This window comes from uncultured Caldilinea sp., from assembly GCF_937128415.1.
GTDB lineage: Bacteria > Chloroflexota > Anaerolineae > Caldilineales > Caldilineaceae > Caldilinea.
In genome coordinates, this window is record NZ_CAKZMJ010000095.1 from 97,727 (window position 1) to 124,052 (window position 26,326).

Annotated in this window: 33 protein-coding genes and 1 tRNA gene; 22 read left to right on the top strand and 12 right to left on the bottom strand. The window is 61.1% G+C overall.

Annotated elements, in window-relative coordinates:
* Positions 1–159: 159 nt before the first annotated feature.
* The 10 genes from Q0367_RS18170 to Q0367_RS18215 all read right to left on the bottom strand — a co-directional run bounded on the left by Q0367_RS18170 (position 160) and on the right by Q0367_RS18215 (position 11,925).
* Positions 160–930, bottom strand: a complete 771-nt coding sequence (locus tag Q0367_RS18170) for an SDR family NAD(P)-dependent oxidoreductase (RefSeq protein ID WP_298983981.1) — start codon at positions 928–930, stop codon at positions 160–162.
* Positions 930–2,456 (bottom strand): FGGY-family carbohydrate kinase, encoded by a 1,527-nt coding sequence (locus Q0367_RS18175; RefSeq protein ID WP_298984018.1) that lies wholly within the window; start codon positions 2,454–2,456, stop codon positions 930–932. The genes Q0367_RS18170 and Q0367_RS18175 overlap by 1 nt, the downstream gene beginning before the upstream one ends.
* A gap of 2 nt (positions 2,457–2,458) precedes the next feature.
* Entirely contained in the window at positions 2,459–3,526 is a 1,068-nt protein-coding gene (locus tag Q0367_RS18180) for a 2-hydroxyacid dehydrogenase (RefSeq protein WP_298983983.1), read from the bottom strand.
* 49 nt (positions 3,527–3,575) lie between these two features.
* Positions 3,576–5,111 carry an FGGY-family carbohydrate kinase gene (locus Q0367_RS18185; RefSeq protein WP_297636275.1) on the bottom strand — a complete coding sequence of 512 codons (1,536 nt, stop codon included), beginning with the start codon at positions 5,109–5,111 and terminating at the stop codon, positions 3,576–3,578.
* A gap of 101 nt (positions 5,112–5,212) precedes the next feature.
* Positions 5,213–6,313 (bottom strand): ABC transporter ATP-binding protein, encoded by a 1,101-nt coding sequence (locus Q0367_RS18190; RefSeq protein WP_297636272.1) that lies wholly within the window; start codon positions 6,311–6,313, stop codon positions 5,213–5,215.
* A 15-nt stretch (positions 6,314–6,328) separates the two neighbouring features.
* On the bottom strand, positions 6,329–7,450 hold the full coding sequence (locus Q0367_RS18195) for an ABC transporter ATP-binding protein (RefSeq protein ID WP_297636269.1): 1,122 nt from the start codon (positions 7,448–7,450) through the stop codon (positions 6,329–6,331).
* Between the two features lie 6 nt (positions 7,451–7,456).
* Positions 7,457–8,320, bottom strand: coding sequence for a carbohydrate ABC transporter permease (locus Q0367_RS18200; protein WP_297636266.1), 864 nt, complete (start codon positions 8,318–8,320; stop codon positions 7,457–7,459).
* A gap of 52 nt (positions 8,321–8,372) precedes the next feature.
* Entirely contained in the window at positions 8,373–9,275 is a 903-nt protein-coding gene (locus Q0367_RS18205; protein ID WP_297636263.1) for a carbohydrate ABC transporter permease, read from the bottom strand.
* Between the two features lie 105 nt (positions 9,276–9,380).
* The gene (locus tag Q0367_RS18210) at positions 9,381–10,808 is read right to left on the bottom strand and encodes an ABC transporter substrate-binding protein (RefSeq protein WP_297636249.1); all 1,428 of its coding nucleotides are present in this window, start codon (positions 10,806–10,808) and stop codon (positions 9,381–9,383) included.
* Between the two features lie 298 nt (positions 10,809–11,106).
* Positions 11,107–11,925 carry an HAD-IIA family hydrolase gene (locus tag Q0367_RS18215; RefSeq protein ID WP_297636246.1) on the bottom strand — a complete coding sequence of 273 codons (819 nt, stop codon included), beginning with the start codon at positions 11,923–11,925 and terminating at the stop codon, positions 11,107–11,109.
* A 424-nt stretch (positions 11,926–12,349) separates the two neighbouring features.
* On the opposite strand from Q0367_RS18215, the gene Q0367_RS18220 reads away from it, so the two are divergent.
* Positions 12,350–13,348 carry a sugar-binding transcriptional regulator gene (locus Q0367_RS18220; RefSeq protein ID WP_297636243.1) on the top strand — a complete coding sequence of 333 codons (999 nt, stop codon included), beginning with the start codon at positions 12,350–12,352 and terminating at the stop codon, positions 13,346–13,348.
* Here the strand turns inward: Q0367_RS18220 and Q0367_RS21150 are convergent.
* The gene (locus tag Q0367_RS21150) at positions 13,333–13,554 is read right to left on the bottom strand and encodes a tyrosine-type recombinase/integrase (protein ID WP_363325889.1); all 222 of its coding nucleotides are present in this window, start codon (positions 13,552–13,554) and stop codon (positions 13,333–13,335) included. The genes Q0367_RS18220 and Q0367_RS21150 overlap by 16 nt on opposite strands.
* A 152-nt stretch (positions 13,555–13,706) precedes the next feature.
* On the opposite strand from Q0367_RS21150, the gene Q0367_RS18225 reads away from it, so the two are divergent.
* The 21 genes from Q0367_RS18225 (at position 13,707) to Q0367_RS18325 (ending at position 25,716) form a co-directional block, all read left to right on the top strand.
* On the top strand, positions 13,707–14,588 hold the full coding sequence (locus Q0367_RS18225) for a tyrosine-type recombinase/integrase (RefSeq protein ID WP_297636240.1): 882 nt from the start codon (positions 13,707–13,709) through the stop codon (positions 14,586–14,588).
* A gap of 108 nt (positions 14,589–14,696) precedes the next feature.
* A complete protein-coding gene (locus Q0367_RS18230) occupies positions 14,697–14,897 on the top strand; it encodes a hypothetical protein (protein WP_297636238.1) in 201 nt (66 codons plus the stop codon).
* 4 nt (positions 14,898–14,901) lie between these two features.
* Entirely contained in the window at positions 14,902–15,246 is a 345-nt protein-coding gene (locus Q0367_RS18235) for a hypothetical protein (protein ID WP_297636235.1), read from the top strand.
* Between the two features lie 81 nt (positions 15,247–15,327).
* Entirely contained in the window at positions 15,328–15,519 is a 192-nt protein-coding gene (locus tag Q0367_RS18240; protein ID WP_297636231.1) for a hypothetical protein, read from the top strand.
* Complete coding sequence (locus Q0367_RS18245) at positions 15,507–15,965, top strand: hypothetical protein (RefSeq protein ID WP_297636227.1); 459 nt, start codon at positions 15,507–15,509, stop codon at positions 15,963–15,965. The genes Q0367_RS18240 and Q0367_RS18245 overlap by 13 nt, the downstream gene beginning before the upstream one ends.
* Entirely contained in the window at positions 15,962–16,429 is a 468-nt protein-coding gene (locus Q0367_RS18250; RefSeq protein WP_297636225.1) for a hypothetical protein, read from the top strand. Before Q0367_RS18245 ends, Q0367_RS18250 begins: the two co-directional genes overlap by 4 nt.
* On the top strand, positions 16,414–16,932 hold the full coding sequence (locus Q0367_RS18255) for a hypothetical protein (RefSeq protein WP_297636222.1): 519 nt from the start codon (positions 16,414–16,416) through the stop codon (positions 16,930–16,932). Before Q0367_RS18250 ends, Q0367_RS18255 begins: the two co-directional genes overlap by 16 nt.
* 110 nt (positions 16,933–17,042) lie before the next feature.
* A complete protein-coding gene (locus Q0367_RS18260; RefSeq protein ID WP_297636219.1) occupies positions 17,043–17,354 on the top strand; it encodes a hypothetical protein in 312 nt (103 codons plus the stop codon).
* A 92-nt stretch (positions 17,355–17,446) separates the two neighbouring features.
* Positions 17,447–18,049, top strand: coding sequence for a hypothetical protein (locus Q0367_RS18265; protein WP_297636216.1), 603 nt, complete (start codon positions 17,447–17,449; stop codon positions 18,047–18,049).
* A 90-nt stretch (positions 18,050–18,139) separates the two neighbouring features.
* On the top strand, positions 18,140–18,367 hold the full coding sequence (locus tag Q0367_RS18270) for a hypothetical protein (RefSeq protein WP_297636213.1): 228 nt from the start codon (positions 18,140–18,142) through the stop codon (positions 18,365–18,367).
* A 94-nt stretch (positions 18,368–18,461) separates the two neighbouring features.
* Positions 18,462–18,824, top strand: coding sequence for a hypothetical protein (locus tag Q0367_RS18275; protein ID WP_297636210.1), 363 nt, complete (start codon positions 18,462–18,464; stop codon positions 18,822–18,824).
* A 45-nt stretch (positions 18,825–18,869) separates the two neighbouring features.
* On the top strand, positions 18,870–19,244 hold the full coding sequence (locus tag Q0367_RS18280) for a hypothetical protein (RefSeq protein ID WP_297636206.1): 375 nt from the start codon (positions 18,870–18,872) through the stop codon (positions 19,242–19,244).
* 67 nt (positions 19,245–19,311) lie between these two features.
* Positions 19,312–21,429 (top strand): VapE domain-containing protein, encoded by a 2,118-nt coding sequence (locus Q0367_RS18285; RefSeq protein WP_297636203.1) that lies wholly within the window; start codon positions 19,312–19,314, stop codon positions 21,427–21,429.
* A gap of 336 nt (positions 21,430–21,765) precedes the next feature.
* Positions 21,766–22,089: a hypothetical protein gene (locus Q0367_RS18290; RefSeq protein ID WP_297636200.1), complete on the top strand. Its 324-nt coding sequence runs from the start codon at positions 21,766–21,768 to the stop codon at positions 22,087–22,089.
* Positions 22,090–22,301: 212 nt separating this feature from the next.
* The gene (locus tag Q0367_RS18295; RefSeq protein ID WP_297636197.1) at positions 22,302–22,634 is read left to right on the top strand and encodes a hypothetical protein; all 333 of its coding nucleotides are present in this window, start codon (positions 22,302–22,304) and stop codon (positions 22,632–22,634) included.
* 88 nt (positions 22,635–22,722) lie between these two features.
* Positions 22,723–23,079: a hypothetical protein gene (locus Q0367_RS18300; RefSeq protein ID WP_297636195.1), complete on the top strand. Its 357-nt coding sequence runs from the start codon at positions 22,723–22,725 to the stop codon at positions 23,077–23,079.
* Complete coding sequence (locus tag Q0367_RS18305) at positions 23,076–23,537, top strand: hypothetical protein (RefSeq protein WP_297636192.1); 462 nt, start codon at positions 23,076–23,078, stop codon at positions 23,535–23,537. The genes Q0367_RS18300 and Q0367_RS18305 overlap by 4 nt, the downstream gene beginning before the upstream one ends.
* Positions 23,538–23,622: 85 nt before the next feature.
* Positions 23,623–24,171: a hypothetical protein gene (locus tag Q0367_RS18310; RefSeq protein ID WP_297636190.1), complete on the top strand. Its 549-nt coding sequence runs from the start codon at positions 23,623–23,625 to the stop codon at positions 24,169–24,171.
* Positions 24,168–24,539 carry a hypothetical protein gene (locus Q0367_RS18315; RefSeq protein ID WP_297636187.1) on the top strand — a complete coding sequence of 124 codons (372 nt, stop codon included), beginning with the start codon at positions 24,168–24,170 and terminating at the stop codon, positions 24,537–24,539. The genes Q0367_RS18310 and Q0367_RS18315 overlap by 4 nt, the downstream gene beginning before the upstream one ends.
* Before the next feature lie 101 nt (positions 24,540–24,640).
* Positions 24,641–25,168 (top strand): P27 family phage terminase small subunit, encoded by a 528-nt coding sequence (locus Q0367_RS18320; protein WP_297636184.1) that lies wholly within the window; start codon positions 24,641–24,643, stop codon positions 25,166–25,168.
* A 356-nt stretch (positions 25,169–25,524) separates the two neighbouring features.
* Positions 25,525–25,716, top strand: coding sequence for a hypothetical protein (locus tag Q0367_RS18325; protein WP_297636181.1), 192 nt, complete (start codon positions 25,525–25,527; stop codon positions 25,714–25,716).
* 511 nt (positions 25,717–26,227) lie between these two features.
* On the opposite strand, the gene Q0367_RS18330 is transcribed toward Q0367_RS18325, so the two are convergent.
* A tRNA-Arg gene (locus tag Q0367_RS18330) sits at positions 26,228–26,301 on the bottom strand.
* Positions 26,302–26,326 lie beyond the last annotated feature (25 nt).

Here is a 26,326-nt window from a genome sequence, read left to right on the forward strand (position 1 = left end):
ACCGACAACGGTTTCCCGTAGGTGCGGCTCCCAGCCGCACATCCTCGACAGCCCTCGAGACAATGGATGAACCGACAACGGTTTCCCGTATGTGCGGCTCCCAGCCGCACATCCTCGACAGCCCTCGAGGCGATGGGTGAACCCGGGCGTTCGCTCGCCCTAATCCATCAACAAACCGCCGTTGACCGCAATCGTCTCGCCGACGATGTAGGCGCTGGCGGGCGAAGCCAGGAACAGCACGGCGTCGGCCACCTCGTCGACGGTTCCCAGACGGCGGGCGGGCGTGTCGGCCATCCAGCGCGCGTATTCCTGAGCGTTTTCCTCGTTGATCAACAGCTCAGTGGCGATGCGCCCCGGCGACACGGCGTTGACGCGGATGTTGTAGGCGATCGCCTCGCGCGCCAGCGAGCGGGTGAAGGCGAGCACGCCGCCCTTGGCCGCCGCATAGTGCGCATGTCGCGCCGAGCCGCGCTGCCCCGCCACCGAGGCGATGTTGATGATCGCACCGCCGCCTGCTGCGATCATGCCGGGCAGCACGGCCTGCGAGCAGTAAAAGACGGCGTACAGGTTCGTGCGCAGCACGGCGTCCCACTCCGCCGCTGTCATCTCCAACACGGTTGCGGACGGGAAAAAGCCGGCGTTGTTGACCAACACGTCGATCGGCCCGAGTGCGCCCTGAACCTCCGCCACCAGTCGTTGCACCGCCGCCGGATCGGCGACGTCCGCCTGGTAGCCCTGCACGCGCAGCCCTTCGGCGGCGGCCTCGCGCAACAGCGCTTCTGCAGCGCCCTGATCGCTGCGATAACAGAAGGCGACCTCCGCGCCCAGTCGAGCAAAGGCCAGCGCGATGGCGCGGCCGATGCCGCGCGAGCCGCCGGTCACCAGCACGCGTTGACCGGCGAAAGCGTCCGGACGAAAGAGCGCATGCATCACGCAACCTCCGCCAACTCGTGGAAGAGTGGCCGCAGCGTCGGATAGAGCTGACGATAGATGCGATAGAGCGCATCGTACCGTGCGGCGTTTTCCGGCTGCGGCGTGAAGGTCGGCCCTGTTTTAACCATGGCGGCGACCGCCTCCACAAGCGAGGGGTAAAGGCCGACGCTGGCGGCGACGAGGAGGGCGTCGCCCATGGCTGCACCGCTGGCCGCCGCAGGTAGGGTCACCGGCCGCTTCAGGACATCGGCTTTGATCTGGTTCCACAGCGAGCTGCGTGCGCCGCCGCCGACGCAGGCCAGCGTCGCCAACGCAAAGCCGGCTTCGGCCGCGGTTTCGACGTTGTGACGCAGGCCGTAGGCTGCACCCTCCATGACGGCGCGCACAAGGTCGCCTTTGGTCGTCGCCAGCGAGAGACCGAAAAAGACCCCGCGCGCGGCCGAATCCCAGATCGGCGAGCGCTCCCCGTACATGTAGGGCAGAAAGATCAGGCGGTTGGCGCCGGGCGGGCTTTGGGCGGCCCTTGCGCTCAGAAGCTCGAAGGGATCGACGCCCTGTCGTTGCGCCTCGGCGACCTCGCGCTCGCCCAGCTGATCGCGGAACCAGCGCAGCGCGCCTCCGGTCGCCGACATGGCGCCCACGACCAGATGCAGACCGGGGATAGGGTGCCCCAGCGGGATCAGCGCCTTGCCTCGATAGGGGGCGTCGCTGCAGATGAGCAGCACCGTCGATTGACCGGTCATCTCCGCCGCGTCGCCAGGGCGCGTCAACCCCACCTCGACGGCGGCGGCGGTGCCGTCGGTCATGCCGGCGATGACCGGCGTCCCCGGCGCAAGGCCCGTAGCTTGAGCCGCCGCTGGAGTGACCACGCCGACCACTTCTCCGCAGGGTTTTACGGGCGGCAATTTGTCCGGATCGAGCTTCATCGCTTCCAGCAGCGTCGGCGACCATTCCCTGCGCGCGCTGTCAAAACAAAGCGTCAACGGACCATGCGAGCTGTCCATGCAGAAGACGCCGGTCAACTTGTGCACGATGTAGCCGTTGGCCTGCAAAACCTGATGGCAGCGCGCATAGACGTCAGGCTCCTGCTCGCGCAGCCAGCGTAGCTTGGGCGCCAGGTAGTAGGGGTCGATGCGTCCGCCGTTGAGGGCGGCGACCAGCTCTTCGTCCACTTCGTCCCGCAACTGTGCACACTGTGGCTCGGCGCGGCGATCCATCCAGATCAGCGCAGGATAGAGCGGATGGCCCGCCGCATCGACCGCTGCGAGCGTCGGCGCCTGGCAACTGACGCCCACGCCGACCACCGCCTGCGCCGGAAGTCCGGCGGCTTCCAACACGCGGCGCACCACATGGCAGGTCGCCCGCCACCAGGCTTCAGGGTCTTGCTCGGCCCATCCCGGCTGTGGAAAGGCGGTCGGATACTCCTCGCCCGCCTGGGCGAGCAATGTCCCGTTGCGGTCGCAGAGGATCGCTTTGGCGGCTGTGGTTCCGATGTCGACGCCCAGGAGCGCTTCGGCGACCATCGTCACCCTCGTTTCTCCGTCGCCAGGACGGCCGGGTTGACGCAGAATTCCAATGGCTGGCCTGTGAAGAAATGGACGACGTCGCGCACAACCTGCTCCGCCCCGCGCTCGGCGGAGTCTTTCGAGGCGCCGGCGATATGCGGGGTGACGGTCACGTTGGGCAGGCGGAGCAACGGCCAGTCTGAAGGCGGCGGCTCTTCCGGGAAACAGTCGAGCGCCGCGCCGGCGAGATGGCCGCTGTGCAGGGCCTGATAGAGCGCGTCGTAATCGACCAGAGGGCCGCGCGCCGTGTTGATGAAATACGCGCCGCGCTTCATCTGCGCAAACTGTGCAGCGCCCATCATGCCCACCGTCTGCGGCGTAACGCGCGCGTGCAGGCTCACAATGTCGGCGCGCGCCAGCAGCCCGGGCAGATCGACGGACTCCACGCCCAGCGCAGCGAAGCGTTCGGCTGGCACATAAGGGTCGTAGGCCAGGATGTGCATGCCGAAGACGGCCAGGTAGGGGACCAGAGATTGCGCGATGGCGCCGAAGCCGATCAGCCCGATCGTCTGCCCGCGCAGCTCGCGTCCGACGCGGTCATAGCGGTAAAGGTCGCCGAGCCAGACGCCGCGCGCCAGGGCGGCGTGCGAGCGGGCGATGTTGCGACATTCGGCCAGGAGGACGCCGATGGTGAACTCGACGACGGCCTGCGAGTTGCGCGCCGGCGCGTTGACGATCGGCACGCCGCGTGCGGTCGCCGCGGCCACGTTGATGTTCACCGGCCCGCCGCGGCAGCAGCCGATGAGGCGCAGCTTTTCTGCGCGTTCGAGCACCCGCTGCGTGACCGGCGCCACATGCGTCAGGAGAACGTCCGCAGGCTGGACAAATTGCGCCACTTCCTCCGGGTCGCCGACGAACTCTCGCACCTCGTCGTTGTGCGCCAGCGGCTCGTCCGGCCATGGAACGCAGTGCGTGGCGACCGTGACGTCAAATGGCAGATGACCTCGCCAGCGTTCCAGCGCCTCGAGAAACAGCTCATTGGTTACGAAAAGATCGCCGATCACGGCGATGGTAAGGGTGTTGGCCATAGAATTTTCAGATAATGTTGCGTGTTGCGTGACAATCTATCAGCAGCGCCTATCGATGCCTCCGCCCGCGTTCTTTCCACACCGGCGCCATCGCCATGCGTTCCATGCGATAAAGCTCCAACTGCTCCAGCCACCAGGTGCGCCGGCCCTCGACAGGCTCGAATGCTTGCGCCGGGCGCACCATTCGCTCGATGGCTTCGGCGTAGGACGCGTACAGACCGATCGCCACGGCGGCGTTGATGGCCGCCCCGCGCGCGCCATATTCAGAGCCTTCCGCCACCAGCACCGGCGCAGCGAGTGCATCGGCGAGCATCTGCGCCCACAGCCTGCTGCGCGCGCCGCCGCCGGCCAGCCGCAAGGTGTGCACCGGCGCCGCCATCGTCTCATAACAGTCGAGCACGGAGAGCGCCACGCCTTCATAGACGGCGCGCAGCAGCGCCGCGCGCGTGCATCCTGCGCTGAGGCCGCTGAACTGCGCACGCGCCATCGGCTCGATGAACGGTGCGCGCTCGCCCGCCGGGTCGAGATAGGGATGGTAGAAGACCCCGCGCGCGCCGGGCGGCTCTTGCAGGGCGATCTGCTCCAGCAGCTCCCAGATGTTTGCGCCGGTGCGCTGCGCCTCCGCCCATTCGTGCGCGTAGAACTCCTGGGCGAACCAACGCAGATTCTGCGTGCAGGTCATCGTCGGCAGCAGGCGGATGAGCACCCCCTCCGGCGCATGGCGCATGTTGTAGCCGATGTCCGCAGGCTCGAAGATGGGGGCCTCCGTCATGATCTGATGAACGCCCGCAGTGCCGAGCACAGAGCAGGCGTGTCCGGGCGCAAAAGCGCCGACGCCCAATGCAGACGCAGCCACATCGAACGGCCCGGCGACCACGGCGAGACCTTCCGGCAGCCCCAGCAGCTCTGCGGCGGCGAAATGCAACGGCGCCCGGTTCTGGGCGGAGGGAAGAATCGGCGGAAGCTTCGGGCGCCACGCTTCGACGTCGAGCAGAGCCAGGACGCGACCATCGAACTGCTGCATCCGCGCGTCGAAATAGGTGTGAGAGGCGTCGGTGACGTCGGTGCTCGTTTCGCCGGTCATGCGCAGGAAGAGCCAGTCCTTGGCGCGCAACACCGCCGTCGTCTGCTCCAGCGTCTCCGGCTCATGCATTTGCAGCCAGCGCAGGTGCACGGCCTGGTTGCAGGTGTTGAGCGCCGTTCCGGTGATGGCAAAGAGCGCATGGCCGACGCCGTTCGCCCAGAGTTCCTGCACCAGGCCGGCGGTGCGACCATCGCACCAGAGGATGGCGGGGCGCACCGGACGTCCCTGGGCGCCGACCGGCCAGGTTCCATCGCCTTGACCGGTGAGACCGATCGCCAGCACCGCCTCGGGCGCAATCGCTGCCTGCTGCAACACCTGGCGCACCGTCTGTACAGTCGCCCGCCAGACGGCCTCCATATCCGACTCCGCCCAGCCGGGCTGAGGCGACAAGAGGCTTGATGGCTGCGCAGCGACGGCGATCTCGCGACCGGCGAGGTCGAAGAGCGTGCTTTTGATCACCGTCGTGCCGGCGTCGACGCCGAGCAAGTAGTAGTTGGCCACGGGTGAGGCTTTCTTCTTATTTTTGCTCTGAATTCATGGTGATTCGTGATTCGTGTTGCGTGTTGCGTGGTGCGTCACGCACCACGCAACACGCAACATCCTCACAACGCCTGTTGCGTCGCTGCATCGAAGAGATGGATGCGGTCTGGGCGGAAGCGCAGCTTGACGGCGTCGCCCCGCTCCAGCTCCAGCAGCGGCGACGTGACGACCAGCACGGTGGAGTCGCCGAGCTGCGCCGCCAACTGGCCTTCCTCACCCAGCGACTCGAAGGTCTGCACCGTAGCCGGGAGTGCATCGACGGCCTCGCTGGATGAATCGAGCGTCTCGATGTGAATGGGGCGCACGCCCAGATCAATGGTCTGCGCTTTGCTGCGCTCCACCTTGGCGCGCAGCGCGTCGGGAAGCGGCAGGCGGAAGCCGCCGTCGAGCGCCGCAAGCCAGAGCTTGTCGCCTTCCTGCACCGGTCGAGTCGGCAGGATGTTCATGGGCGGCTCGCCGATGAAGCCGGCCACGAACTCGTTGACAGGATGGTTGTAAATCTCGTCGAAGGTGCCCACCTGCTGCAGCACGCCGAGGTTCATCACGGCGATGCGCTGCGCCATGGCGACCGCCTCGAGCTGGTCGTGGGTGACGAGGATGGTGGTGCGACCGGTCTGGGCGTGAAGGCGTTTCAGCTCGATGCGCATGTGGGCGCGCAGGGCGGCGTCGAGGTGAGAGAGCGGCTCGTCCATCAAAAAGACGTCGGGGTCGCGCACCAGCGCGCGGGCGAGCGAGACGCGCTGCTTCTGCCCGCCGCCCAGCTCGGCAGGTTTGCGGTCGAGGATGTCGGTGATGTCGAGCATCTCCGCCACGCGACGCACGCGCTGCGCAATTTCATGCTTGGGCACCGAACGGGCGCGCAGACAGAAGGCGATGTTGTCGAAGACCGAGAGCGGAGGATAGAGCGCATAGGTCTCGAAGGCGAGCGCCACGTTGCGTTGATTCGGCTCCAGGCGGTTGACCAGCCGGCCGCCGATGTACATCTCGCCGCTTGTGATGTCCTCCAGGCCTACGATCATGCGCAGCGTCGACGTCTTGCCGCAGCCGGAAGGCCCAAGCAGCGCCAGAAATTCGCCGTCTTTCACCGTCAGGTTGAGGTCTTTCACGGCTTCAACGCCGCCTTTGTAGGTTTTATAGATGTGTTCGAGACGTAATTCCGCCATGGTTCCTCGCTTCCTCTAGTCCGCGCAGAGAATGTTGCGTTCGGTCTTTGCGTCGAAGACCAGGATGTTCTCCGCCTCCACCGCCAGCCGCACCGGCTCGTCGATGGCGTAATCCACCTCGATCGGCGTCAATACGTCCAACTGATTTTGGCCTACGGTCACGGTGAGCACGCCGCGCGCGCCGAGTCGTTCAAAGACGTACACGACGCCCTTGAGCACATTCACGCCGGCGCTCTCGGCGCCGTCTGGGATGGGATGCAGATGCATGGGGCGCACGCCCAGGATGACATGCTCGCCTTTATGCTTGAGCAGCGCTTCGCGCAGCCGCGGCGGCGCAGCCACGGTGATGGCGCCATCCAGGCTGACCAGATGCAGGTCGTCGCCTGCCCGCTGGACGGTGCAGGTCGCCAGATTGATCTGGGGATAGCCGAGCAGCTTGGAGACGAAGACGTTGACCGGGTTCACGAAAACGTCGTTCGGCTTGCCGATCTGTTGGATCACCCCGCGGTCGAGCACGACCAGGCGGTCGCCCAGTGAAAGGGCTTCCAGATAATCGTGGGTGACGTAGATGGTGGTGTAGCGAATGTCGGCCTCCAACGCCTTGAACTCCTGGCGCATGCGATGGCGCAGCTTGGCGTCGAGGTGGGAGATCGGCTCGTCGAGCAAAAGGACGTCCGGCTCGCGCACCATGGCGCGGCCCAGCGCCACGCGCTGTTTTTGGCCGTTGGAAAGGTGCTGCGGCAGACGGTCCATCAACATGTGGATGTTGAGCATCTCGCAGACGTTGCGCACGCGACGCTCGATCTCCGCCTCGCTGAAGGTGCGGCCCGGTGCGCGCAACGGGAAGGCGATGTTCTCCTTCACCGTCATGTGCGGGTAGAGCGCGTAGCTTTCAAAGGCCATCGCCACGTTGCGGTGATGCGGCTCAATGGCGTTCATCAGGCGCTCGCCGATGTAGACCTTGCCATTGGTAGGCGTCTCCACGCCGGCGATCAGCTTGAGCGTGGTCGTCTTGCCGGCGCCGGAGGGGCCGAGCATCACGATGAACTCGCCATCCTCCACCGTCAGCGAAAGGTCGTTGACGGCGCGCACTTTGCCGAAGTCTTTGGTCAGATGTTCCAGTCGCACTGTCGCCATGAGGCATCACCCTTTCACAGCGCCGAAGCTGAGGCCGCGGATGAGATAGCGTTGAATGCTCAGCGCCAGCACAATCTGTGGAATCGACGCAAGCACGGAGGCGGCGGCCATGCGATTAAAAAACGCCTGCGCCGAGGAGATGTATCCCAACGCCGAGACGGTGACGGTCTGCACATTGGAGCCGCCGAGCACAAGCGCAAAAATAAAATTGTTCCAGGCGAAGACGAAGGCCAGCAGCGCCGCAGCGGCCAGCCCCGGCCGCACCAACGGCAGCAAAATGCTCCAGAAGATGCGCCACCACGGGTAGCCGTCGATCATGGCGGCCTGCTCAATGTCGGGCGAGACGTCCTCGAAGTAGCTGCGCAGCACCCAGATCAGCAGGGGCAGCGTGACGAGCTGATAGACCCAGATGATGCCCCAGTAGGTGTCGTACAGGCCAAGCTGGCGATAGAGCACCGAGAGCGGGATGATCACGACCAGCTCCGGCGCAAAGCGAAAGGAGAGAAAGGTGAAGGCCAGGTCTTCTTTGCCGCGGAATCGATAGCGGGCGAGCGCATAAGCGGCCGGCACGCCGACGAGCAATGATAAAATCACGGCGCCTGAACTGACGATCAGGCTGTTCATAAAAAAGCGGGGAAATTCCTGCCGCGCCACCACGCCTGCGGCCGCGCGCGGATCGCCGAAGAGGATCGCCTGGTAATTTTCCAACGTCGGCGTAAAGACAAACTGTGTTGTAAACAGCTCCTCGCCGCTCTTCAAGGAGACCAGCACCATCCAGAGCAGGGGAAAGAGCGCAAAAATAAAGTACAGCCCCAGGAACCCGTCGGAGAGGATGGCCGCCAATCGGTTATTGGACACTTTTGATTGCATGATTCGCCTTCACTTCATCCACGCAACATCGATGCACGGTAATCGATTCTCGTCAATAGCCGGCGGCGCGACGCTGTGCGCGCCCCCACGCCTTGATCAGATACATGCTCGTAATATAGATAATGATGTAGAGCAGAATGGCGTACGGCAATCCTTGCGCCAGCCGCTGGAACTGGATGCTCGTGCGATAGGCGGTGAGCTGATAGGTCATCAGTGTGTTGCCTGGGCCGCCTTCGGTCATGGCGAAGATAATGTCGAACATCTTCAGCGAGTCCATCAGACGGAAGACGACCACGATGATGATGAAGGGCGAGAGCATCGGCAGCGTCAGGTTGCGGAAGGTGAACCAGAAAGAGGCGCCGTCCACGCGCGCGGCCTCAAAAGGTGCGCTGGGAAAGGAGCGCAGCCCCGCCAGCAGAATCAGGGCGACGAAGGGCGTGAACATCCAGATGTCCACCAACAACACCGAGAAGAGCGCCGTCTCCGGCGCAGCCGCCCATTGCAGCGAAGGCAGCCCTACGGCGTTGAGCATCGGGTTGAGGATGCCTACGCTCGGCTGCATCATCATCTTCCAGACCAATGTGCCGATCACCGGCGGAATGATCATGGGAAAGATCAACGTCGGCGTGAAAATCTTCGCCAGCCGGGAGTCGCGGTTGAGCAGCATCGCCACGATCAGCCCTAGCGTCAGCTCGATGCCGGTGGCGAGCAGGGCGTAAGCGAAGGTGATATAGGTGCTGTAGAGGAAATCTTCGCTCGTGAACATGCGCACGTAGTTGCGCAGCCCGACGAAGGTGTCGACGCTGCCGGGCCGGTTCAGCGCGTAGGCTGTCATCGAGTAGTAAATTGCGGTCAAGAACGGATACAGGATGCCGATCAACACCAACAATGCAGGCAGAGCGATGAACCAGGGCCGTGCGCGCACTGCGAACGGTGGACGGATGTTTTCTTCCATAGAGGCGCCTTTCCCTGACATACGGCCTTCCAGAGAGTGCGTTGAAGATCGACTGTTCATCTTCATGCGCTCTCTGGAAGACCTCTCCCAAACACTCCGAGTCGTTTACTCCTGATAGATGCCGGCGTCTTTCAACTGCTCGGTGAGGCTGGCGACAAGCTTATCCAGCCGCTCCTTGGCGTCCTGACCGGCGTAGATGTCCTGCAGCGCCTGCGCCCACTCGGTCGTGGTCTCGAAGAAGAGCGGCTGCGGCGTGAACTGAATCTTCATATCGTTGGCCGAAATGGTCTGGAAGGTCGCCAGATAGTCGGTCTGCTCCGCCATCTTGGCCTGGAAGTCCGGGTTGTCCCAGATCGACTGGCGCACCGGGTTGACCATGTTGTACTCGATTGCGCCGGTGGTGAGGAAGTCCTTGCCCGTCGCCCACTGCATGAAGAGCCAGGCGGCGTCCTTCTTCTTGGAGCCGGCGTTCATGGCCAGCGACCAGATCCAGATGTTGGTGCGCAGCTCGCCGTTCGGCCCGCGCGGACCCGGCGCCCACGCCACGTTGCCCAGCACCTCCGGCGCCGCCGTGCCCGGCTGGTTCTGGAAGTACCCTAGAATGTCGGCGTCGAAGAGCGCCGCCGCCTTGCCCGCGCCGAAGTCCGAGCCGGCCTGATACCAGGTGTAGGTCGTCCACGCTTCGGGGCCGGCGCTGCGCACCATGTCGATCCACTTCGACGTCACTTCCACGGCGCAGTCGGAGTTCATCTGCGGCTGCATCTTCTCGTTGTAGTCGCGGCAGCCGTAGCTGGAGTACATCGTCATGAAGCCGGGGTGAATGGTGGCCCAGTTCAGGCTGCCGCGCACGACGATGCCCGCCATGTTGGGGTTGATCTCCTTGAGTTTCTTGCTCACCTCGACCAGCTCGTCGAGCGATGCCGGCGGCTTCAGCCCGTTGGCGTCGAAGATGTCCTTGCGATACATGTAGGCGTTGGCTTCCCAGCCCCACGGAATGGCGTACTGCGACCCCTGGCCCAGATTCTCGGCGCCGGGCAGCAGATTCCAGCGCTCGGAGTTGCGCAGGTCGGGCAGGATGTCCTCAAAGTCATAGTCTGGATGGGTCTTGCTGGGATCGTTGATGTAGCCCTCCAGCGGCTCCATCCAGCCGGCCGGCGCATATTGCCAGATCATATACGCGCCCGTCATGAAGACGTCGTAGGTGCTGGCAGGGCCGGCCTGGAGGTCGATCGTCACCTTGTCGAAGTAGTTCTGCTCGGGGAAGACGTCGTAGGTGACGTTGATGCCGGTCAGTTCGGTGAACTTGTCTAGCTCGCCGACCAGCGCCTGCTGATAGGGATGCTGGTTCAGCAGCAGCTTGAGGCTCTCGCCCTCGTAGGCGCGCCAGTTGAACTCGCCGCTCGGCGCAGCCGCCTGTTGCTGTGCAGGCGCAGGTTGGGCCGGCGCAGGCGCTGCAGGCGCTCCGCAGGCGGCGATCACCAACGCAACAGTGGTGAGCACGGCCAGCATGAAATAGATTGTCCTGGTTTTCATAGGGTCTCTCCGGTGGAATACTGACTTGGTTCGACTAGACTTCAGCACACAATTCGGTCACGGCAAACTCCGCCCCTTCCAACAACCTTTTCGTCCGTTTCCCCTCCTTTCTTCCTTCCAGGCAACGCAAAAAATCGTCGTTCGATTTTATTGGATGTAAAAGTTGCGCAGGCAGCCCACCTTTCAGAAGAGCCTCAGGCGCCCCTGGAAGGCGGTGTTCTCACAAAAGTCCCGCCGATTGCGCAACTCCTACGGAGCACGCTCCCCCATGGACAAACGCTGATCCGATCGCGCGAATTTACTCAATCAGCTCCAACAGCTCGCTCAACCGCTCAATCGCAAAGGTGGGGGGCTTCGTCATGCGCGCCACGTCCTCGCGCGTGCTCACCCCGGTCAGCGCGACCGCCGTGAGCATCCCCGCCGCCTGTCCCATGGCGATGTCCGTCTCCAGCCGGTCGCCCACCATCATGCAGCGCTCGGCGGGCAGGCCGAGCCGCTCCAGCGCCACCTCCATTGTGAGCGTGGAAGGCTTGCCGGCGAGCAGCTCCAGCTTGCGGCCGGTCATAGTTTCCAGCGCCGCAATCGTCCCGCCTGCATCCGGGATGGCGCCGCCGGGCATCGGACAGGTCTTGTCGCCGTTGGTGGCGTAAAAGCGCGCACCGCGCATCAGGGCCTGATAGGCGGTGTTGAGTTTGCGGTAGTTCAACGTGCGGTCGAAGGCCACAATCACGGCGTCGATGCCCTTGGGGTCGATCACCTCTTTCGGGTCTTGCTCGAGCAGCTCGTCCACCACCTTCAGGCCGTGGCTGCGCAGCTCCTGGCGTAGATTCTCCTCGCCGACCACGTAATAGCGCAGCTCCGGCTGGTGATGGGCGAGGTGATGGCCGAGCACGTAGCCCGATGTGATCACATCCTCCGGCTCGGTGGGAATGCCGAGCCGCGTGAGCTTGGCAGCGTATTTGGCGCGCGGCTCCAACGGCTTGTTGCTGACGAAGAGCACGCGCTTGCCGCGTGCGCGCAGGCCGGCGATCCCTTCTACGGCGCCGGGCAACGCCGCCTCACCGAGATAGACCGTCCCATCCAGGTCGAAGACAAAACCATCACAACGAACGCGCATAGATGAGCCTTTTTTGAGCGTTGCACCCTTTGTCACGACGGGCGCTTGAATCGATCTTGATGGATAAAATGTGCTTTTGGGAGCAAAAAAATTCAAATAATGAAATTTCTTGCAGGGAGCATAGCACGAACCGGCGAGGTTGTCAAGCCCCGACACGTTGCAAAATTTCAGGCCAAAGCCAGACCGGCGACCGGCATCAAACTTCAAATTTTCAATTTCTGAAGAGAAATCCAGAGAAAACAAAGACAAAAAGAGCAATGAGCTTTCGATGTGAAGATGAGTGAAAAGTCGCCGCAAGGATTTTTTAGGAGGGAAATTTGTCGGATCTGCTTGACATCCTTGTTGTGGAGTGTTATGCTGTGTGCAAAAATTTGCAGACTTTCTTCCAGATCATCCATCCGTTTTTGACCGGAAGGCGCCGGCGATGAACGAACATGAGGACCTGCTGGCGATGGTGGCCAGCCTTTACTACAAGTTTCACCTGGGACAGGCGGAGATTGCAAAGCGGCTGGGCGTCTCCACATCCAAGATTTCCCGGTTGCTCAAGGAGGCCTGGGAGCGCGGGATCATCGAGGTGAACATCAAGACGCCCATCCCGCACGATTTCGAGATGGAGATGCAGCTTGTCGCCCGCTTCCAGCTCAGCGACGCGTTGGTGCTGGAGGCCAAGCCGGACGCCGACGACGCCTCGCTGCTGGCCGGCGTCGGCCAGCTGGCTGCGGTCTATCTCCAGCGCATCATCCCCAACCTGCCGGAAGGCTCCACGATCGGCGTGGCGTGGGGCACGGGGGTGCACGCTACGGTCAGCGCCCTGCCCAACCATCTGGCGCAGGGCATCGACGTCGTGCAGTTGATGGGCGGCGTCGGCGCGCTGGTGATCGACGGCCCGGACCTGGCGCGCATGGTGGCGGCGAAGCTGGGCGGCCGCCACTACGACCTGCACGCGCCGGTGCTGGTCGAGCGGCCGGAGGTGCGCGATCTCTTCCTCTCCGAGCCGACCGTGCGCGAGGCGATCCGTCGCGCTCGCTCCGTGCAGCTCGCCATCACCGGCATCGGCTCGGTGGACGAGCGCGACTCCAGCTTCCTGCGCGCCGGTCTGATCACGCGCAACGATCTGGCGCTGCTGCGCGAGCAAGGCGTCGTGGGCGAGACCGCCGGCCGTTTTTTCGACGCCATGGGGCGCACCGAAGGCATCGAAATCAACCGCCGCGTGATCGGCGTCGAGCTAGAGGACCTGCGCCGCATCCCCAAAGTGATCGCCGTCGCCCGCGGCCTGACCAAAGCGCCCGCCATCCTGGCCGTGCTGCGCAGCCGATATTGCACTGTGCTGGCGACGGACAACATCACGGCGCGGGCGGTGCTGGCGCTGGCGGAGGAGCAGACGCCGGTGCAGCGCGCCGAGGTCGATCAGCCTGTGCGTTGAGTGAACCGGTAGTGCTTGAGTACGTGTATGTCGGCGCGCCCCAACATGCGCGCCAACAGGTAAATGTTTATGCCATTGCACAGACTGTGAATCGCCATTGTGCGCCGCAAAGCATGGGGCGAAAATGGCTTGACGCCCGTCGCTCTCTTAAGCCGCCTTGTTGCTCCAAACTTGTCGCTCCAAAATAGAAAACCCGCGTCAATGATTACATGACACGGGTCAAACTACCAGAGGTTCAGCACGCCTGGAGGGATTCGAACCCCCGACACTCGGTTCCGAAGACCTGTCTACGTAATGTGCGCAACTGGGGACAGTTGCACACATGGCTATCACGCCTATCGAGGCAAAGCATGGGTGGATGTTGGAAGTTGCAGCGCGCAACTACACAAACTCCACGCGCGAATACTATGAGTGGTATATCGGTCAATTTGTAGCCTGGTTGACCGATGTAGGCGTCACGTTGCTGACCGACATCACCCCGAAGCATATCCGGCTGTACCAGACCCACAAAGCAACACCTACAGATGAAAAGCCCGGTTGGGGCGAATACACCCGACTTGCGTCCTTCCGCGCCATTCGTGCATGGCTCAATTTCTGCGTTGCAGAGGGTTGGCTATCCGTATCGCCAATCGCAAACGTCAGGGCGCCCAAGACATCGAAGGACGTGCTTCCCGACCTTTCTATAGAAGACGCCCGGCGATTGTTGGCGGCTTGTGGGACGCCACGCGAGACCGCGCTGATTTTGTTCTTACTCGATACCGGCGCGCGCGGGTCTGAAGTTATCGCTGTCAACGTCGGCGATGTGGACATGGTGACCGGCGCTGTGCGGATTACGGCAGGCAAGGGACGCAAGACTCGCACCGTCTATCTTGGGGAGAAGACCCGACGCGCGATGCTGGAGTATCACATTGCCAGCAATTGCCCATCGGCGAACGCTCCATTATGGCGAAATCTGAACAATGACAAACGGTTGACTCGCAACGGACTGCAACAGATTATCGCGCGCATTGGTGAACGCGCCGGCGTGCGCGCCACTGGTCATATGTTCCGGCGAACGTTTGCGCTGTGGAGCTTGCGCGCCGGCATGGACATTTACAGTTTGGCGGCGCTGATGGGGCATGAAAGCATCGACACGTTACAGCGTTATCTGCGGTTGGTTGAAGATGACACACGCAACGCGCACAGGCGATACGGCGCTGTGGACACCTTCCTAAACATCCGGGAAGGTGTATTCCCATAAGTAGCAATCGCCCATCCCGTGGACTGTGCAGGCGCTGAAGACGCTGCACAGGGACACACCACAGGACGGGCGCAACGACATTCTACCGTGTGAAAGGACACAAGCACAATGAACGAACCCAAGCAAACACAACTGAATATCGAGAAGACCGGCTGGACGCAACTGACGCTGCTTGATGATGCCCCGGGGCCGCGGCTGATAGCTATCCGCTCTGCGCTGCGCTGCGCTGCCCATTGTGCGGTGCTCAGCTTGACCATGTCATCGGCGGCGGTGGGCTGTGCGAGTGTCCGCGCTGTGGAATGGAGCTAGACCTATGAGCACAGTCTATCTTCTCCACTTCTCCGAACCTATCGCACCGGGGCGCCACACGGCACAGCATTATCTAGGCTACGCCGAAGACCTGGCGCCGCGCATTCATGCGCACGCGCACGGGCACGGCGCCAGACTGACACAAGTTGCGAAAGAACGCGGCTTGACCTTCGTGGTGGTGCGCACCTGGGAAGGTGACAGGAACTTCGAGCGCAAGTTGAAACGGCGTCACGCCGCGCCGCGGTTGTGTCCTATCTGCAACGGAAGACACCCGGTGCAAATGCCGCTGTTGCCGGGTGAATGTGCATTCATTCCAGAGAACCAAGACGAGGTGCGCTATGACACTTGACGCATTGTGACCGGCTCTACGCTTTGCTTTGTGGCAATCGTCGGCGCTGGCGCTGCTATCTATTGCGAAGGAGAATGAATCATGACTCGTTACACGATTGAGCTACAGCCTGACGGCAGTTGGGCAGTGCTGCGCACGGCGCGCAGATTATGGCTGAGCGCCGGGCAGGCGGCGTGTGGGACAAGCTGCGCTTGCTGGACGACGGAAGTGAAGGAAGCGGCGGGTAGAACGTCCACAGCGACGAAGAGGGAGACGATAGCATGGAACTGCTGATTTTTTGGTCTAGTGCTGTTGGCGTTCGTCTTCCTGGGTGCGTCTCACGAATCGCAGACCGAGGAACTTGTCGCCGAAGGGCGGCGCTTTGCAATGAAAGGGGATTGAAAAATGGCATGGATACACGTAAGACCCGAAAACAGCGGCGGCGTCAAAAAAAGCCAGCGGCGAAGCTCTACGACTCTGGACAATTCACGCTCAACCACGCCGCGACAGCGCTGCTTGGCAAACCGCCGCGGGTGCGCGTGCAGATTGAACCCGAGTTGAAGTGGATGCGGCTACAGCCAGCTACGCCGAACGACGCCGGCGCGTTCTCGCTGTCCGGCGGCGGCAACAGTCCACACAGAATCAGCCTCAAGAGCGTGGTGAAGCAGTTTCCGGCGCTGTGTGGCGACTATCGAGTCGTCGCAGGCGGCATTGAGTGCATCCAGGAGAGTGAATCATGATTGAACCAGACCTGAGCTACACGCGCGGCGCGCCGACGCGCCAAAACTTCGTCGAACCGGCGCCGATTGTTGTCAGACCGTGGCGGTCTGAACCGGCTGCTCCACAGGAAGTCATTCTACGTGCGCCTGTGGAACCTGAAGCAGTTGCAGTCTCCGAGACCGATAGAGCGGTCGCATTCAACATCTCGACAGCAGGCTTGGCGCTAATCGTCGGACTTGGCGGGCTGTTGCTGGCTGTGGTGGGTTGGAAGGTTCCGCTACTGTCAGTGACGGCGCTGGCGGTTTTCTTCGGATTTGCGGCGCTTATCTGGGCTGGTGCATGGCTGTTTCACGCGCTGGCGTCGCCAGACGGCATAGGGCTGATTGGCGTGTTGTTGCAGTACCGCCTGCTGCGCCACGAGCAGCGAGCGCGACACGAACGGATTGACTCCATGCTGCGGGAGGACACATGGCACGAGCAATGAATTACGTGATTCCAGTCGAGCTACAGCGCACCGAAGCCATCGTCGGTGCGCAGCCGGAGCGACACACGCCGTTGCGGGCTGTTGCGCAGAAACTGTCACGCCGTGGCGTCATGGGCGCAAAGGCGGAACTGGCGAACAATGCGTTGCTCTTTTTCGTGGAAGTGCTGTTTGACGTGGATGACGACCAGGTTTACAGCAACATTGACCCCGACGGGCGATTGCTGATTCCCGCGCCGTGGGGACGCAACGGCGCAGCGCAATGGGGACTGCGACGCACCGAACAGCGGGCGTTATCCTGGCTGTTGCGGCGGCGCTGCATGACGACCGACAATCCGCTGTTCGTCTATGACGCCGAACTGAAAAACTGGTACGTAGGCGCTGGCTACACCCGGCGTACTGCGCTGGCATACCTGCGCGCCGCGCCTGTCACGCTGTCGGAGTGGCGCGAGGCATGGCGGGCGACGCGTAGCACATGGGCTAATCAAAAACTGGGCGAACTATGACCGAAGGACGGGCGAACGCTGTCACTTCGTATAGTACCGCGGATGGCACTTGGTAGGCTCAATTGGGGAGTTTTCAAGAGTGGGGAGAGACCCCAGAAAGGAATCGAACAATGTTGACTGTACCAGATAACATGCAAAGAGTTGTGGGAGGCGTCCGTTATCGAGTGGCGACGGCTACGCTGCTGGCGGACGACCAGTATTGGGACGGACGCAACCACGAACGCAACGGGCGCAACCGTTTTCTGTACCGCACTCCCAACAATCGCTACTTCGTGGTGACGCTCACCATGTGGCAGGGGGAGCAAGACACGCTCGAACCGATTGGCGAGGACGAAGCGGCGGCGCTGTACGAACAGGAATTGACCGAACACTACGTAGACTGGGAAGACGCATTCCCACACCGACTCGTAGAGGAGGCTTAGCGGCGAAGGGTAGAACCAGATGCTAAAATGCGAGACGCTGGCTTTCTATTGGACGGAGACCGCCAGCGTCTCGCAAATCGAAAGGTGCCAAGATGGATTCTACCACAGAGGGCGCACACGCCTACACACGGAAATTCTACCATGCTGACGGATTGGGGCAACTCAATCTAACTCTAGAAGAAGAACGAATCAGACAAAACCGTAATGAACGATGGAAGTTTGGAGAGAAAAAGGAGGCTCACGGTACGTTCACAGTGCCGATTATTGAATGTACAGTACGGGGGCAGCGAATCGTTGGCGCGGTGAAGGTAAGAGAAGAATCGATATATGAGCGGCGCGGGGTACTGGTATTGGACACCCCAGCGTGGTGCGATGGCGAGCGCCCTCTCTACGTGGAACTGATGCTTGACGACGCCGGGCAAGCGTCTGCGGTTGCGCGCGAAGCGTGGGAGTGGTTGATCAGAAAGATGGCGTTTGCGACTGCTAGGGAAACGCAGGAAAGTGAAGCCGGTACTGACACGGCAAGTGATAGCGAAGTTGCACGACAGCTAGAAGCTGTACGGGGGTGGCCGGACGCACGAAAACGTGGAGTCCGGCGACGGGACTATGTTGCAAGCTACAGCATTGATGAAAGTACGCTTACCCGATGGCGTAACCGACTGCGCAAAGCCGGGTATGACGTGCCAGATTTTTGATGCAAGGCCTTGCATGAAATTTGCAACCCTTGACGCAAGGGTTGCAAGGGCTAAGTTGTACTAGAGTGGTAGACATGGAGGTAAACGCAGATGAACGAGCGATTCATACGAATTCAAGTGCCTCTTGGTAGCGATGAATACGCGGCGTTGCTCAAGGCGGCAAAATCCGAATATCGGCACCCAAGAGACCAGGCGCGCGCCATCTTGCGCGCGGCGCTGCTGGGGAATCAGCCTGATGGCGCCATCATGGAAAAGCACAACGACGCCGTGAGACCTTTGGCGAGAGAACACGGCGCCGTTGCTGCGACTGTCGGATAACACCGACGCACCGAACAGAACACGCTCGAAACCGGAACACGATTCCGGGCGGCTCTTTGCACCCTGCGCACGGAGCGCAGAAGGCTTTTCTATTATGACACAAATCGTATTGTACGTAAACGGTCAACTTGTCGGCGTAGTCGAAAACGAAGAACTCACACAGCGACGCCGGGCAAGCGTCCACATGCTGCGCTCCCCACGCGGCTGGGCTGTGGATGATGGAATCCTCCGACAGGCGCGCGAGCTGGGCGCCGTGAGGGTGCGCATTATCGATACTGAGACCGGCGCCAACTACACGGCAGACATAGCCGCCTTCGACGCACACGGCGTACCAGTTGACCGGGGCTACGGCAAGCAGACGGCGCTACCCCTTCGATATTGGCGACAACAGGCAGGCAATGCAAACCCACAGGCGGCCGCGGTGGGCATGGCTCAGCCTGCACTGTTCAACGCATAGATTTTTAGGCACAAACAGAACGCGCATAGGAGGCGCAGAACAATCATGCCAGTCCAAGACTTTGACCCAATAACAGACGGCTACGGCTCCAAGTACGTCAAGGGCGCTGACTTCGAGGAACCGGAGTATCTCACCATCAATGACGTGAACCTGGTGGACTTCCAGGACGGTACGCGCAAGTTGGCGTTGACCTTCCACGACGACAGGCAGGCGACGCTGAACAAGCGAAACTACACCCGGCTGACCGAAAAGTGGGGCGCTGACCCGAACGGCTGGATTGGGAAGACCGTCCTTTGCATGGCGGGCGACGCCTACCAGGGGCGCCCGTCGTTGGTGATGGTTCCGCAGGTTCCGAAAGCGGCGCCCAAGCGCGCGCCAGCCCCGGCAGCGGATGACGATGAAGAAGTTGTGTTCGCATGATGATGCACCGCGCCGTATCTGCAAACCGTTTGCAGATACGGCGCTATCTCCGATGCAGGAAACATCCATGACGCCCGAACAAACGATTGACGCTATCCGGGAAAACTTCCCGCAAGAACTCATTGACCTTGACCAGTGGGTCTTGTGGCGACTTGTGAGACGCAAGGGAGACTCGAAGCCGACGAAGCAACCGCACAGCGTGACTGGAACGTTAGCGTCTTCCACAGACCCGCACACGTGGGCGCCCTTCGAAGCCGCCGCGCGTCTGTTCGTGCGCGGCGGTTACGACGGGCTTGGTTTCGTCTTCTCTGACACCGACCCATACCTGGGCGTTGACCTGGACGGGCACTACGCAGATGGGCAGCTTGACGCGTGGGCGCTAGAGGCAGTCCAGCGACTGGACTCCTACACCGAGTTGTCGCCGTCTGGCACTGGCGTACACGTGATTGTGCGCGCAGCGATGCCGGGTGGACGGGGACGCAAAGAGAAATCGCTTGGCTTGGAGATGTACGACCGTGGGCGATTCTTTACGGTGACGGGGCGCCCGTTGGATGACCGGGGCTGGCTGACAATTCCTGAACGTCAAGCGGCTGTGGACTGGCTCTATGCGCAGTTGCCGAAGAAGGAAGAAGCGTCCACACCCGGCCCGCTTGACGATGATGCGTTACTGCAACGCATGTTCGCCAGCAAGAACGGCGCCGCTATCCGGCGGTTGTGGGACGGCGACATATCAGCCTATGGCGGCGACGAAAGCGCGGCAGACATTGCACTGTGCAATCACTTAGCGTTCTGGACAGCCAAAGACCCGGCGCGTATGGACAGACTCTTTCGGCGTTCTGGTCTGTTCCGCGACAAGTGGAATCGGAACGCGCGTTCCGGCGAAACCTACGGACAAGGGACAATCAGGGAGGCGATAGAAAAGACGCGGGAGACGTACAGCAGCAACAGTGTTTCGCGGGAAACGCCAAAGGATGATGCAGCGGCGGGTGATGACGACGGGCTGAAAATCTCCGAACGAATCGATAGAGACCTGCGCAAATGGGGCTATGACTTGTGGCTCAACGATATGGATGAAAGCGTCTGGAACGGTGATGAACGCTTGACCGACTCTGAGCGCGCCGTCATGCGCATGACGGCACGTGATGCCGGGTACGCGCGGCTAAAGCTGCTAAGCGCGCTAGATGACGCTGTGTTGGCGTTGGCGGCGCGGCGCCGTCGTCACCCAGTGCGGGAATATCTGCACTCGCTGACATGGGACGGCGCCGACCATATCGGGCGGCTGGCGTCCTTCTTCGACGACAAGCACGCACCTATCGTCTATCAGGACGGCACACAACGAACCGTCTTCCACACGTTCTTGCTGCGTTGGCTGATTGGTTCTGTTGCCAAGATGCACGGTGACGAGAATGCAGCGCGCAGTAATTTCGTGTTGGTGCTGGCAGGTGACCAGGACGTCGGAAAAAGCCACTTTGCAAGCTGGCTGTGTCCATTGCCGAGCTACTTCGTAGAGAAGCATATAACGCCTGATGACAAAGACTGTAGTCTACAGCGCACCCGCTCTTGGATATGGGAAATCATGGAGTTGGGCGCAACCACGAACCGGGCAAACGTTGAGGCGTTGAAAGCCCACATCACTGCGACGAAAGTGACGGAACGCAAACCATACGGACACTTCGACACGGTAAGACCGGCGGTGTCAGCGTACATTGGCACCGTCAATCCGGACGGCGCCGGATTCCTCTCCGACTCCACAGGCAATAGGCGTTTCGCCGTGGTGGACATTGAACATATCAACTGGCGATACGCCGATAGGATAGACATTCACCAAGTTTGGGCACAAACCATGCACCTGTGGCGACAAGACCCGAAGGGCTATCGGTTTGATCCGGCGGAGTTGACCGTACAGCGGTCGAACGCTGAAAGCCACATGGCGCCGGACATTATGGCTGACATGCTGGTGCGCACCTACACGATTGACCCCACCAAGACCGAATGGCGCGTGACATCTTCCGAGATTCTCGACGCTTTACGCACCTATGCCGGGCTGTCACGTGGTCAAGACAAAGTGCAGGGACGCGAGCTGGCGCGCACGCTCAAGAAGGAATGGGGAATTATAGGAAAGCGAACAAACGGCGCGACCGTCTACGTCGGCTTGGTGCGCAAGGTGAACCCACAGGCGACATAACGCAAAGTGCATCAACAGTGCATCAAATGGTCTGAAAAGTGCATCAAATTTCGTTGATGCACTGCCATTTTCCAGTGTAACAGTGCATCAAGTGCATCAAGTGCATCAAGTAAAAAAAGATAATGTATCAGGGAGAAAAGAAAGGGGTAAAACGACTCAAAACACAACACATTGTCATTGGAAGGAAAATGATGCACTTGATGCACTGCGAAGGTCAAATTTACTCTGGTAGAGGCGCAGTGCATCAACACTTTTGATGCACTGATTTGATGCACTGTGGGTAACAACGGCTCCAGCGAATGCCATCATGACAAACCTTACGGAAGGAATCGACTTATGACCAAACACAGACCAGGACTGACCAGAGCACAGCACCAAGTTATCGGCTCCGAGTTGCGGCGCGCGCACCATTCATTGACAACCTTGATTGTGATCGCTGCGAACAGCTACGGCAAGAGTAACCCGCGGGTGTCAAAGGTGATGCGTTCGGCACAGCGTGCCATCAAAGCACTTGGCGACGTGCGTAGCGAGATGGAAGAACTGCTTGCAGACCATCACGCCGATTGGCAGACATCCGACTACTACGGCGGACTCCGAGAGGAAAGTCTATCAACACTGTTGGAAGACATGAGTAAGATTCGGACGGTTGTTGGCGGCTGACTTTCCGGCGCCCGACAAGCCGCCGAAGGGAAAGTTGAAACTGCGCATCTTGCAGCACTTGTCCGAACATGGCGCGGCGACGCGCGCCGACCTGCTCAACGCGTTGGGTTGCCGTCCGGGCGCGCTGGATTCCGCCGTCATGGACTTGGCGCTAGACGGTTACATAGAAGCTGTGGAACCTGACCGCACACGCTACCAGGTGAGGGTGTACAGTGACCAGACCCAAACACATCCGGTACTTCTACAACCATCTCAAGGCAGTGGGGATCCGCTTCGAGCTTGACGGCGCCGGCGCGCTTGTGGTGCGCGACCCGGACAAGCGATTGTCACCATTGACCAAAGAGGAAATCATCAAACGGCGCGGGCTGTTGGTGAAGCTGGTCGAACTAGACGGGCTGCTCAACCGTCCACTGCTGGCGGATGAATCAGCGCGATGCCGACAGTTGGCGCAAGAGTGCGGCGTATCAATGGACTGGGAGCGAATCGACTTGAACACACATGAAGTGCAGCGCGGACGGCTCAACCACATGGAGGAATCGGCATGACCAAACAGCACAGACGCACATGGCAGCGACACGAGCAACACGTAGCCGCGGCGCTTGGTGCGCAGCGCAAGCAATATGAGGTGATAGGATGGCAACTGTAAAGGTAAAAATGTTCGAACCGCTTGTGATTGAATTACCAGAACTAGACCCCGTTCCAGCCGGAAAAATCCAAATTGAACTCCCGGCTCTCCGAGTAACTTGGGGAAGACTAGACATCCTTGAAGCACCCATTTGTGGAGAGTTGCCCAGCTTTGGCGTTGAATTCACATTAACAGAACCAATCAAGCGGGAGATGTTGGCGGAACTAGTGGTGAAGCTGGCGCCACAACTGCGCGAGTTGCACAGGGAGATGCAAGACTCTCTCTCCAGCCATGGCGAATTGCTCGATAAGGTTCCGCTATCAATGCAACTTGCAGCGTTACTGAACTGGATGCGCGAAACATGACCAAGCAACACAAGCGAACCTGGCAACGGCATGAGCAACGCGTTGCCAAAGCGTTGGGCACGCAGCGCAAACAATCCGGCGAACCCGGCGCGGACGTGGTGACGGCGCTGTGGTCGCTGGAATGCAAAAGCTGGCGCCAACTACCGGCGCGGGTGGTCGCTGCGCTGCAACAGGCGGAACGCTCAGCCATTGCCGGACAAACCGCGGCGGCTGTGCTGCACCAGGTTGGCGCACGACACGACACAGATTTGGTTGTGCTGCGTTGGCGGGACTTTGCCGACCTGCTGATAGGCAATCACGAAGACGACCGGCGATTGGCGGAGCGTGTCGCTGCGATAGCGGAACTGGCAAACGCTGACCGGGCTTTGGTCGAAGTGCTGGCGCCCGACACGCTGACTGACGGCGCGGACGAACAGGAAGCGCTGCATAGCCACCTGTGCGGGCTATGGGGAGAGTGATTAGCACTCAATCTTAAGACACAGAACACGCATTCTGTGCTATAATTGCTTTAACATTCAACGATTTTCAAGAGGAGACGGCAGGATGGACACAATCAACGAGCTAGAGCGTGACCGTGCAACATTGACGGCGATCTTGGAGCGTGAAGCGACCTTGAGCGACCAGGCAGACGCGCTACGCCAGCAACTTGCGGCGGCGCGGGCGGAACTGGACACCACGACCGACGAACAGGCGGCGCTGAAGCTGTTGGCGAAAGTGACGGCCACCACGAACTCACTTGCGCAATGCGAGCGCCAGTTGGCGGAAGTGGCGGCGCAGAAAGAGACAGCAACGCGGCGCTACGAAGTGAGTTGTTGGCGTCGGCTGGAATCCGACGTACAGGCGGCTGAACGTGCGTTCGCTGACGAACTCTGGCAGGTGCGCGACCAGCTTCAGCGGCTGATTGACCTGGACAACGAGCGCGCCGAAGCGCAAAATCGCAGTCACGGCACGGAACACGCCGCGGCGACTCCGGCGCACCGCCAGTTGCTCAATGTGTTGGAATCCTGGTTGGTGCACCGCGGCTACGCCAAGCGGCGGGTTGGTCCCAAACTGGCAGACCAAGTAGAGTTTGTGAAGGTGGGTGCAGCATGAAACGAACAATGACGCCAGCAGAACGACAACGCGAGTTGGCGGCAATCATGAGCACGCTCAGTGCGTCGGAGCGCGCCGCTGTGGAGCGCAGACCCACGCTGAACGGCGGTAGCATCTCTCAGCGCTGGTCGCGCATGACGCCGCAGGAGCGATGGGAGTACTGCAAGCGTGAGTTCCGACACGAACTGTCCGACGGCTGGAACGACGCCCCACCACAGTTGCAGAAGCATTTGGCGGAAGTGCGCGCTGACGCGGAAGGACGCGCTGCACTGTCGGAACGCGAGAAGCGCGCGCTGCGCTATGACGAGGGCGTCCGCGTCGGATTCACCGCCAACACGGGACTCACGGCGAGCTACCGTCGGCGCTGAAGGGGAGGGGGACAAAATCTCTGACAGTTTTGTCTCCGTACCGCTTGCCCAGGTGCACGCGTGCACATGTCAACGTGATTCCTTTTTCGTATAGAGGTACTATGCCTGCACCAAAATCGACCGCGGCGCACCTTGCAGATGGCACATTCCGCGCCGACCGGCACGCAAAGCGCCGCCGCGTGGAGGCTGCGCAATCAGGAAAGCCGCTGAAACCGCCCAAAGAGTTACCGCCGAAACTACGACCCCTTTGGCGGCGCGTGGTGGCGTCGATTGACGCTGGCTGGCTGGCGCCTGCTGACGCGTGGCTGTTGTCGGCGTTGGTGGTGGTGCTTGACCAGGTGAATCGGGACGCTGCAAAAGTCAGCGACCTGGGGAGCGTGGTGAAGGGTGCGCGTTCCGGTGAATTGGTGCGCAATCCGTTTGCCATCTCGCTACGCCAGAATCTCGACGCGCTACTTCGCTTGAGCGTGCGCTTTGGCTTATCACCCCGCGACCGTGCGTTGCTGGCGACGTTGGCGATGCCGGAAAGCGCCAGCAGCGGTGCGTCGGCGGTCTTCGAGCAACTCCTACAGCAGATTCACGCCGTGAGCGACCAGGCAGCGGACGCGCCAGAAGCTGAGGAATGGTAGCAGACTTCGACGAAACGCTGGCCAGACTACTCGACTCCGGCGTAGCATTCCCGATTGCGCTGAAACTCGCCGTCCGCGCCGCGTGGCGTGGCGCGGACGAGGACGTGCAGCGGCTGTGGGCGGACTGTAGCAGCGTGCGGTGTGGTTGCGGTGTGATGTTCCGATTCAGAGACGGCGCGACGCGTGCCAAGTGTCCCAACTGCGGTGCGAGATACGAAAGAATGCCGACGCGACCAGTATAGTGCTGGTCGCGTCTTGGGCGGCTGAAAATGAGTTGAAGCACTCTGAGTATACCACGCTTCCAGGAGTGCCACCACATGAGCGAAGATAGGCGATTACCGACGCAAACTGTTGCAATGGCTACTTACCTGCTTTGCACCGGCGGCGCGTACACCGTGAGCGAACTTGCCACGCGGTTGGCGCTGACCCCGCGCGGCACGCGGCTATTGCTGGAAAAAATCAGCACGGTTGTTCCGGTTGTGGACGAACACGAAGACGACCGCCGCGGCGCGGTCTGGCGACTCATTCCAGAGTATGACGAACGATGACTTCGCATGGCGCCGATTGCAGGCGGCTGTGCTGCTGCGCGCTGTGGAAGGCGTCCAGCTACGCCGACCAGGCTGTAGCGGCAAGCGACTGCGCTAGGGCTGGCTACAAACCGAGGATGCGGCGTGGATTGCGGAACTGCTGAACATCGACCCGGCGGTGCTGCGTCGGGTGAACAACTGATTCTGTATCAGATGTTCTTCAGAGAAAAAACCACGTAGACGGGCTAGAACGCACTGCAAGGTGTAAACACACCACAGCGACCGCTACAACGCCGTACAGCTCGTCCTGGCGGGCTTTCTGGGGGCTTGACAAAACAGACAAACGGCGCGATGCTGGACGCCAGAAATAAGCGGCTGGCAGGGTGCGCGAACACCACTGCCAGCCTAACCAGACCGACGAACAGGCGTCGGGTGGTTTTGGAGTCATTGTAGCACGGCTCCCAAATCTCCGCACTACCAAACCGTCGGTTTACCGACGGTTTTTTGTTTGCAGCGCACATTGCGTGACAGGCACGCCTGGAGGGATTCGAACCCCCGACACTCGGTTCCGAAGACCGATGCTCTAGTCCACTGAGCTACAGGCGCATTTCGTTTTATAATAATAGAATAT

What these genes read in the sequence shown, in the direction of transcription:
- Q0367_RS18170 (WP_298983981.1), bottom strand. Translation starts at nt 930, where the DNA reads ATGCATGCGCTCTTTCGTCCGGACGCTTTCGCCGGTCAACGCGTGCTG.
- Q0367_RS18175 (WP_298984018.1), bottom strand. Translation starts at nt 2,456, where the DNA reads ATGGTCGCCGAAGCGCTCCTGGGCGTCGACATCGGAACCACAGCCGCC.
- Q0367_RS18180 (WP_298983983.1), bottom strand. Translation starts at nt 3,526, where the DNA reads ATGGCCAACACCCTTACCATCGCCGTGATCGGCGATCTTTTCGTAACC.
- Q0367_RS18190 (WP_297636272.1), bottom strand. Translation starts at nt 6,313, where the DNA reads ATGGCGGAATTACGTCTCGAACACATCTATAAAACCTACAAAGGCGGC.
- Q0367_RS18195 (WP_297636269.1), bottom strand. Translation starts at nt 7,450, where the DNA reads ATGGCGACAGTGCGACTGGAACATCTGACCAAAGACTTCGGCAAAGTG.
- Q0367_RS18200 (WP_297636266.1), bottom strand. Translation starts at nt 8,320, where the DNA reads ATGCAATCAAAAGTGTCCAATAACCGATTGGCGGCCATCCTCTCCGAC.
- Q0367_RS18205 (WP_297636263.1), bottom strand. Translation starts at nt 9,275, where the DNA reads ATGGAAGAAAACATCCGTCCACCGTTCGCAGTGCGCGCACGGCCCTGG.
- Q0367_RS18210 (WP_297636249.1), bottom strand. Translation starts at nt 10,808, where the DNA reads ATGAAAACCAGGACAATCTATTTCATGCTGGCCGTGCTCACCACTGTT.
- Q0367_RS18215 (WP_297636246.1), bottom strand. Translation starts at nt 11,925, where the DNA reads ATGCGCGTTCGTTGTGATGGTTTTGTCTTCGACCTGGATGGGACGGTC.
- Q0367_RS18220 (WP_297636243.1), top strand. Translation starts at nt 12,350, where the DNA reads ATGAACGAACATGAGGACCTGCTGGCGATGGTGGCCAGCCTTTACTAC.
- Q0367_RS18225 (WP_297636240.1), top strand. Translation starts at nt 13,707, where the DNA reads ATGTTGGAAGTTGCAGCGCGCAACTACACAAACTCCACGCGCGAATAC.
- Q0367_RS18230 (WP_297636238.1), top strand. Translation starts at nt 14,697, where the DNA reads ATGAACGAACCCAAGCAAACACAACTGAATATCGAGAAGACCGGCTGG.
- Q0367_RS18235 (WP_297636235.1), top strand. Translation starts at nt 14,902, where the DNA reads ATGAGCACAGTCTATCTTCTCCACTTCTCCGAACCTATCGCACCGGGG.
- Q0367_RS18240 (WP_297636231.1), top strand. Translation starts at nt 15,328, where the DNA reads ATGACTCGTTACACGATTGAGCTACAGCCTGACGGCAGTTGGGCAGTG.
- Q0367_RS18245 (WP_297636227.1), top strand. Translation starts at nt 15,507, where the DNA reads ATGGAACTGCTGATTTTTTGGTCTAGTGCTGTTGGCGTTCGTCTTCCT.
- Q0367_RS18250 (WP_297636225.1), top strand. Translation starts at nt 15,962, where the DNA reads ATGATTGAACCAGACCTGAGCTACACGCGCGGCGCGCCGACGCGCCAA.
- Q0367_RS18255 (WP_297636222.1), top strand. Translation starts at nt 16,414, where the DNA reads ATGGCACGAGCAATGAATTACGTGATTCCAGTCGAGCTACAGCGCACC.
- Q0367_RS18260 (WP_297636219.1), top strand. Translation starts at nt 17,043, where the DNA reads ATGTTGACTGTACCAGATAACATGCAAAGAGTTGTGGGAGGCGTCCGT.
- Q0367_RS18265 (WP_297636216.1), top strand. Translation starts at nt 17,447, where the DNA reads ATGGATTCTACCACAGAGGGCGCACACGCCTACACACGGAAATTCTAC.
- Q0367_RS18270 (WP_297636213.1), top strand. Translation starts at nt 18,140, where the DNA reads ATGAACGAGCGATTCATACGAATTCAAGTGCCTCTTGGTAGCGATGAA.
- Q0367_RS18275 (WP_297636210.1), top strand. Translation starts at nt 18,462, where the DNA reads ATGACACAAATCGTATTGTACGTAAACGGTCAACTTGTCGGCGTAGTC.
- Q0367_RS18280 (WP_297636206.1), top strand. Translation starts at nt 18,870, where the DNA reads ATGCCAGTCCAAGACTTTGACCCAATAACAGACGGCTACGGCTCCAAG.
- Q0367_RS18285 (WP_297636203.1), top strand. Translation starts at nt 19,312, where the DNA reads ATGACGCCCGAACAAACGATTGACGCTATCCGGGAAAACTTCCCGCAA.
- Q0367_RS18290 (WP_297636200.1), top strand. Translation starts at nt 21,766, where the DNA reads ATGACCAAACACAGACCAGGACTGACCAGAGCACAGCACCAAGTTATC.
- Q0367_RS18300 (WP_297636195.1), top strand. Translation starts at nt 22,723, where the DNA reads ATGGCAACTGTAAAGGTAAAAATGTTCGAACCGCTTGTGATTGAATTA.
- Q0367_RS18305 (WP_297636192.1), top strand. Translation starts at nt 23,076, where the DNA reads ATGACCAAGCAACACAAGCGAACCTGGCAACGGCATGAGCAACGCGTT.
- Q0367_RS18310 (WP_297636190.1), top strand. Translation starts at nt 23,623, where the DNA reads ATGGACACAATCAACGAGCTAGAGCGTGACCGTGCAACATTGACGGCG.
- Q0367_RS18315 (WP_297636187.1), top strand. Translation starts at nt 24,168, where the DNA reads ATGAAACGAACAATGACGCCAGCAGAACGACAACGCGAGTTGGCGGCA.
- Q0367_RS18320 (WP_297636184.1), top strand. Translation starts at nt 24,641, where the DNA reads ATGCCTGCACCAAAATCGACCGCGGCGCACCTTGCAGATGGCACATTC.
- Q0367_RS18325 (WP_297636181.1), top strand. Translation starts at nt 25,525, where the DNA reads ATGGCTACTTACCTGCTTTGCACCGGCGGCGCGTACACCGTGAGCGAA.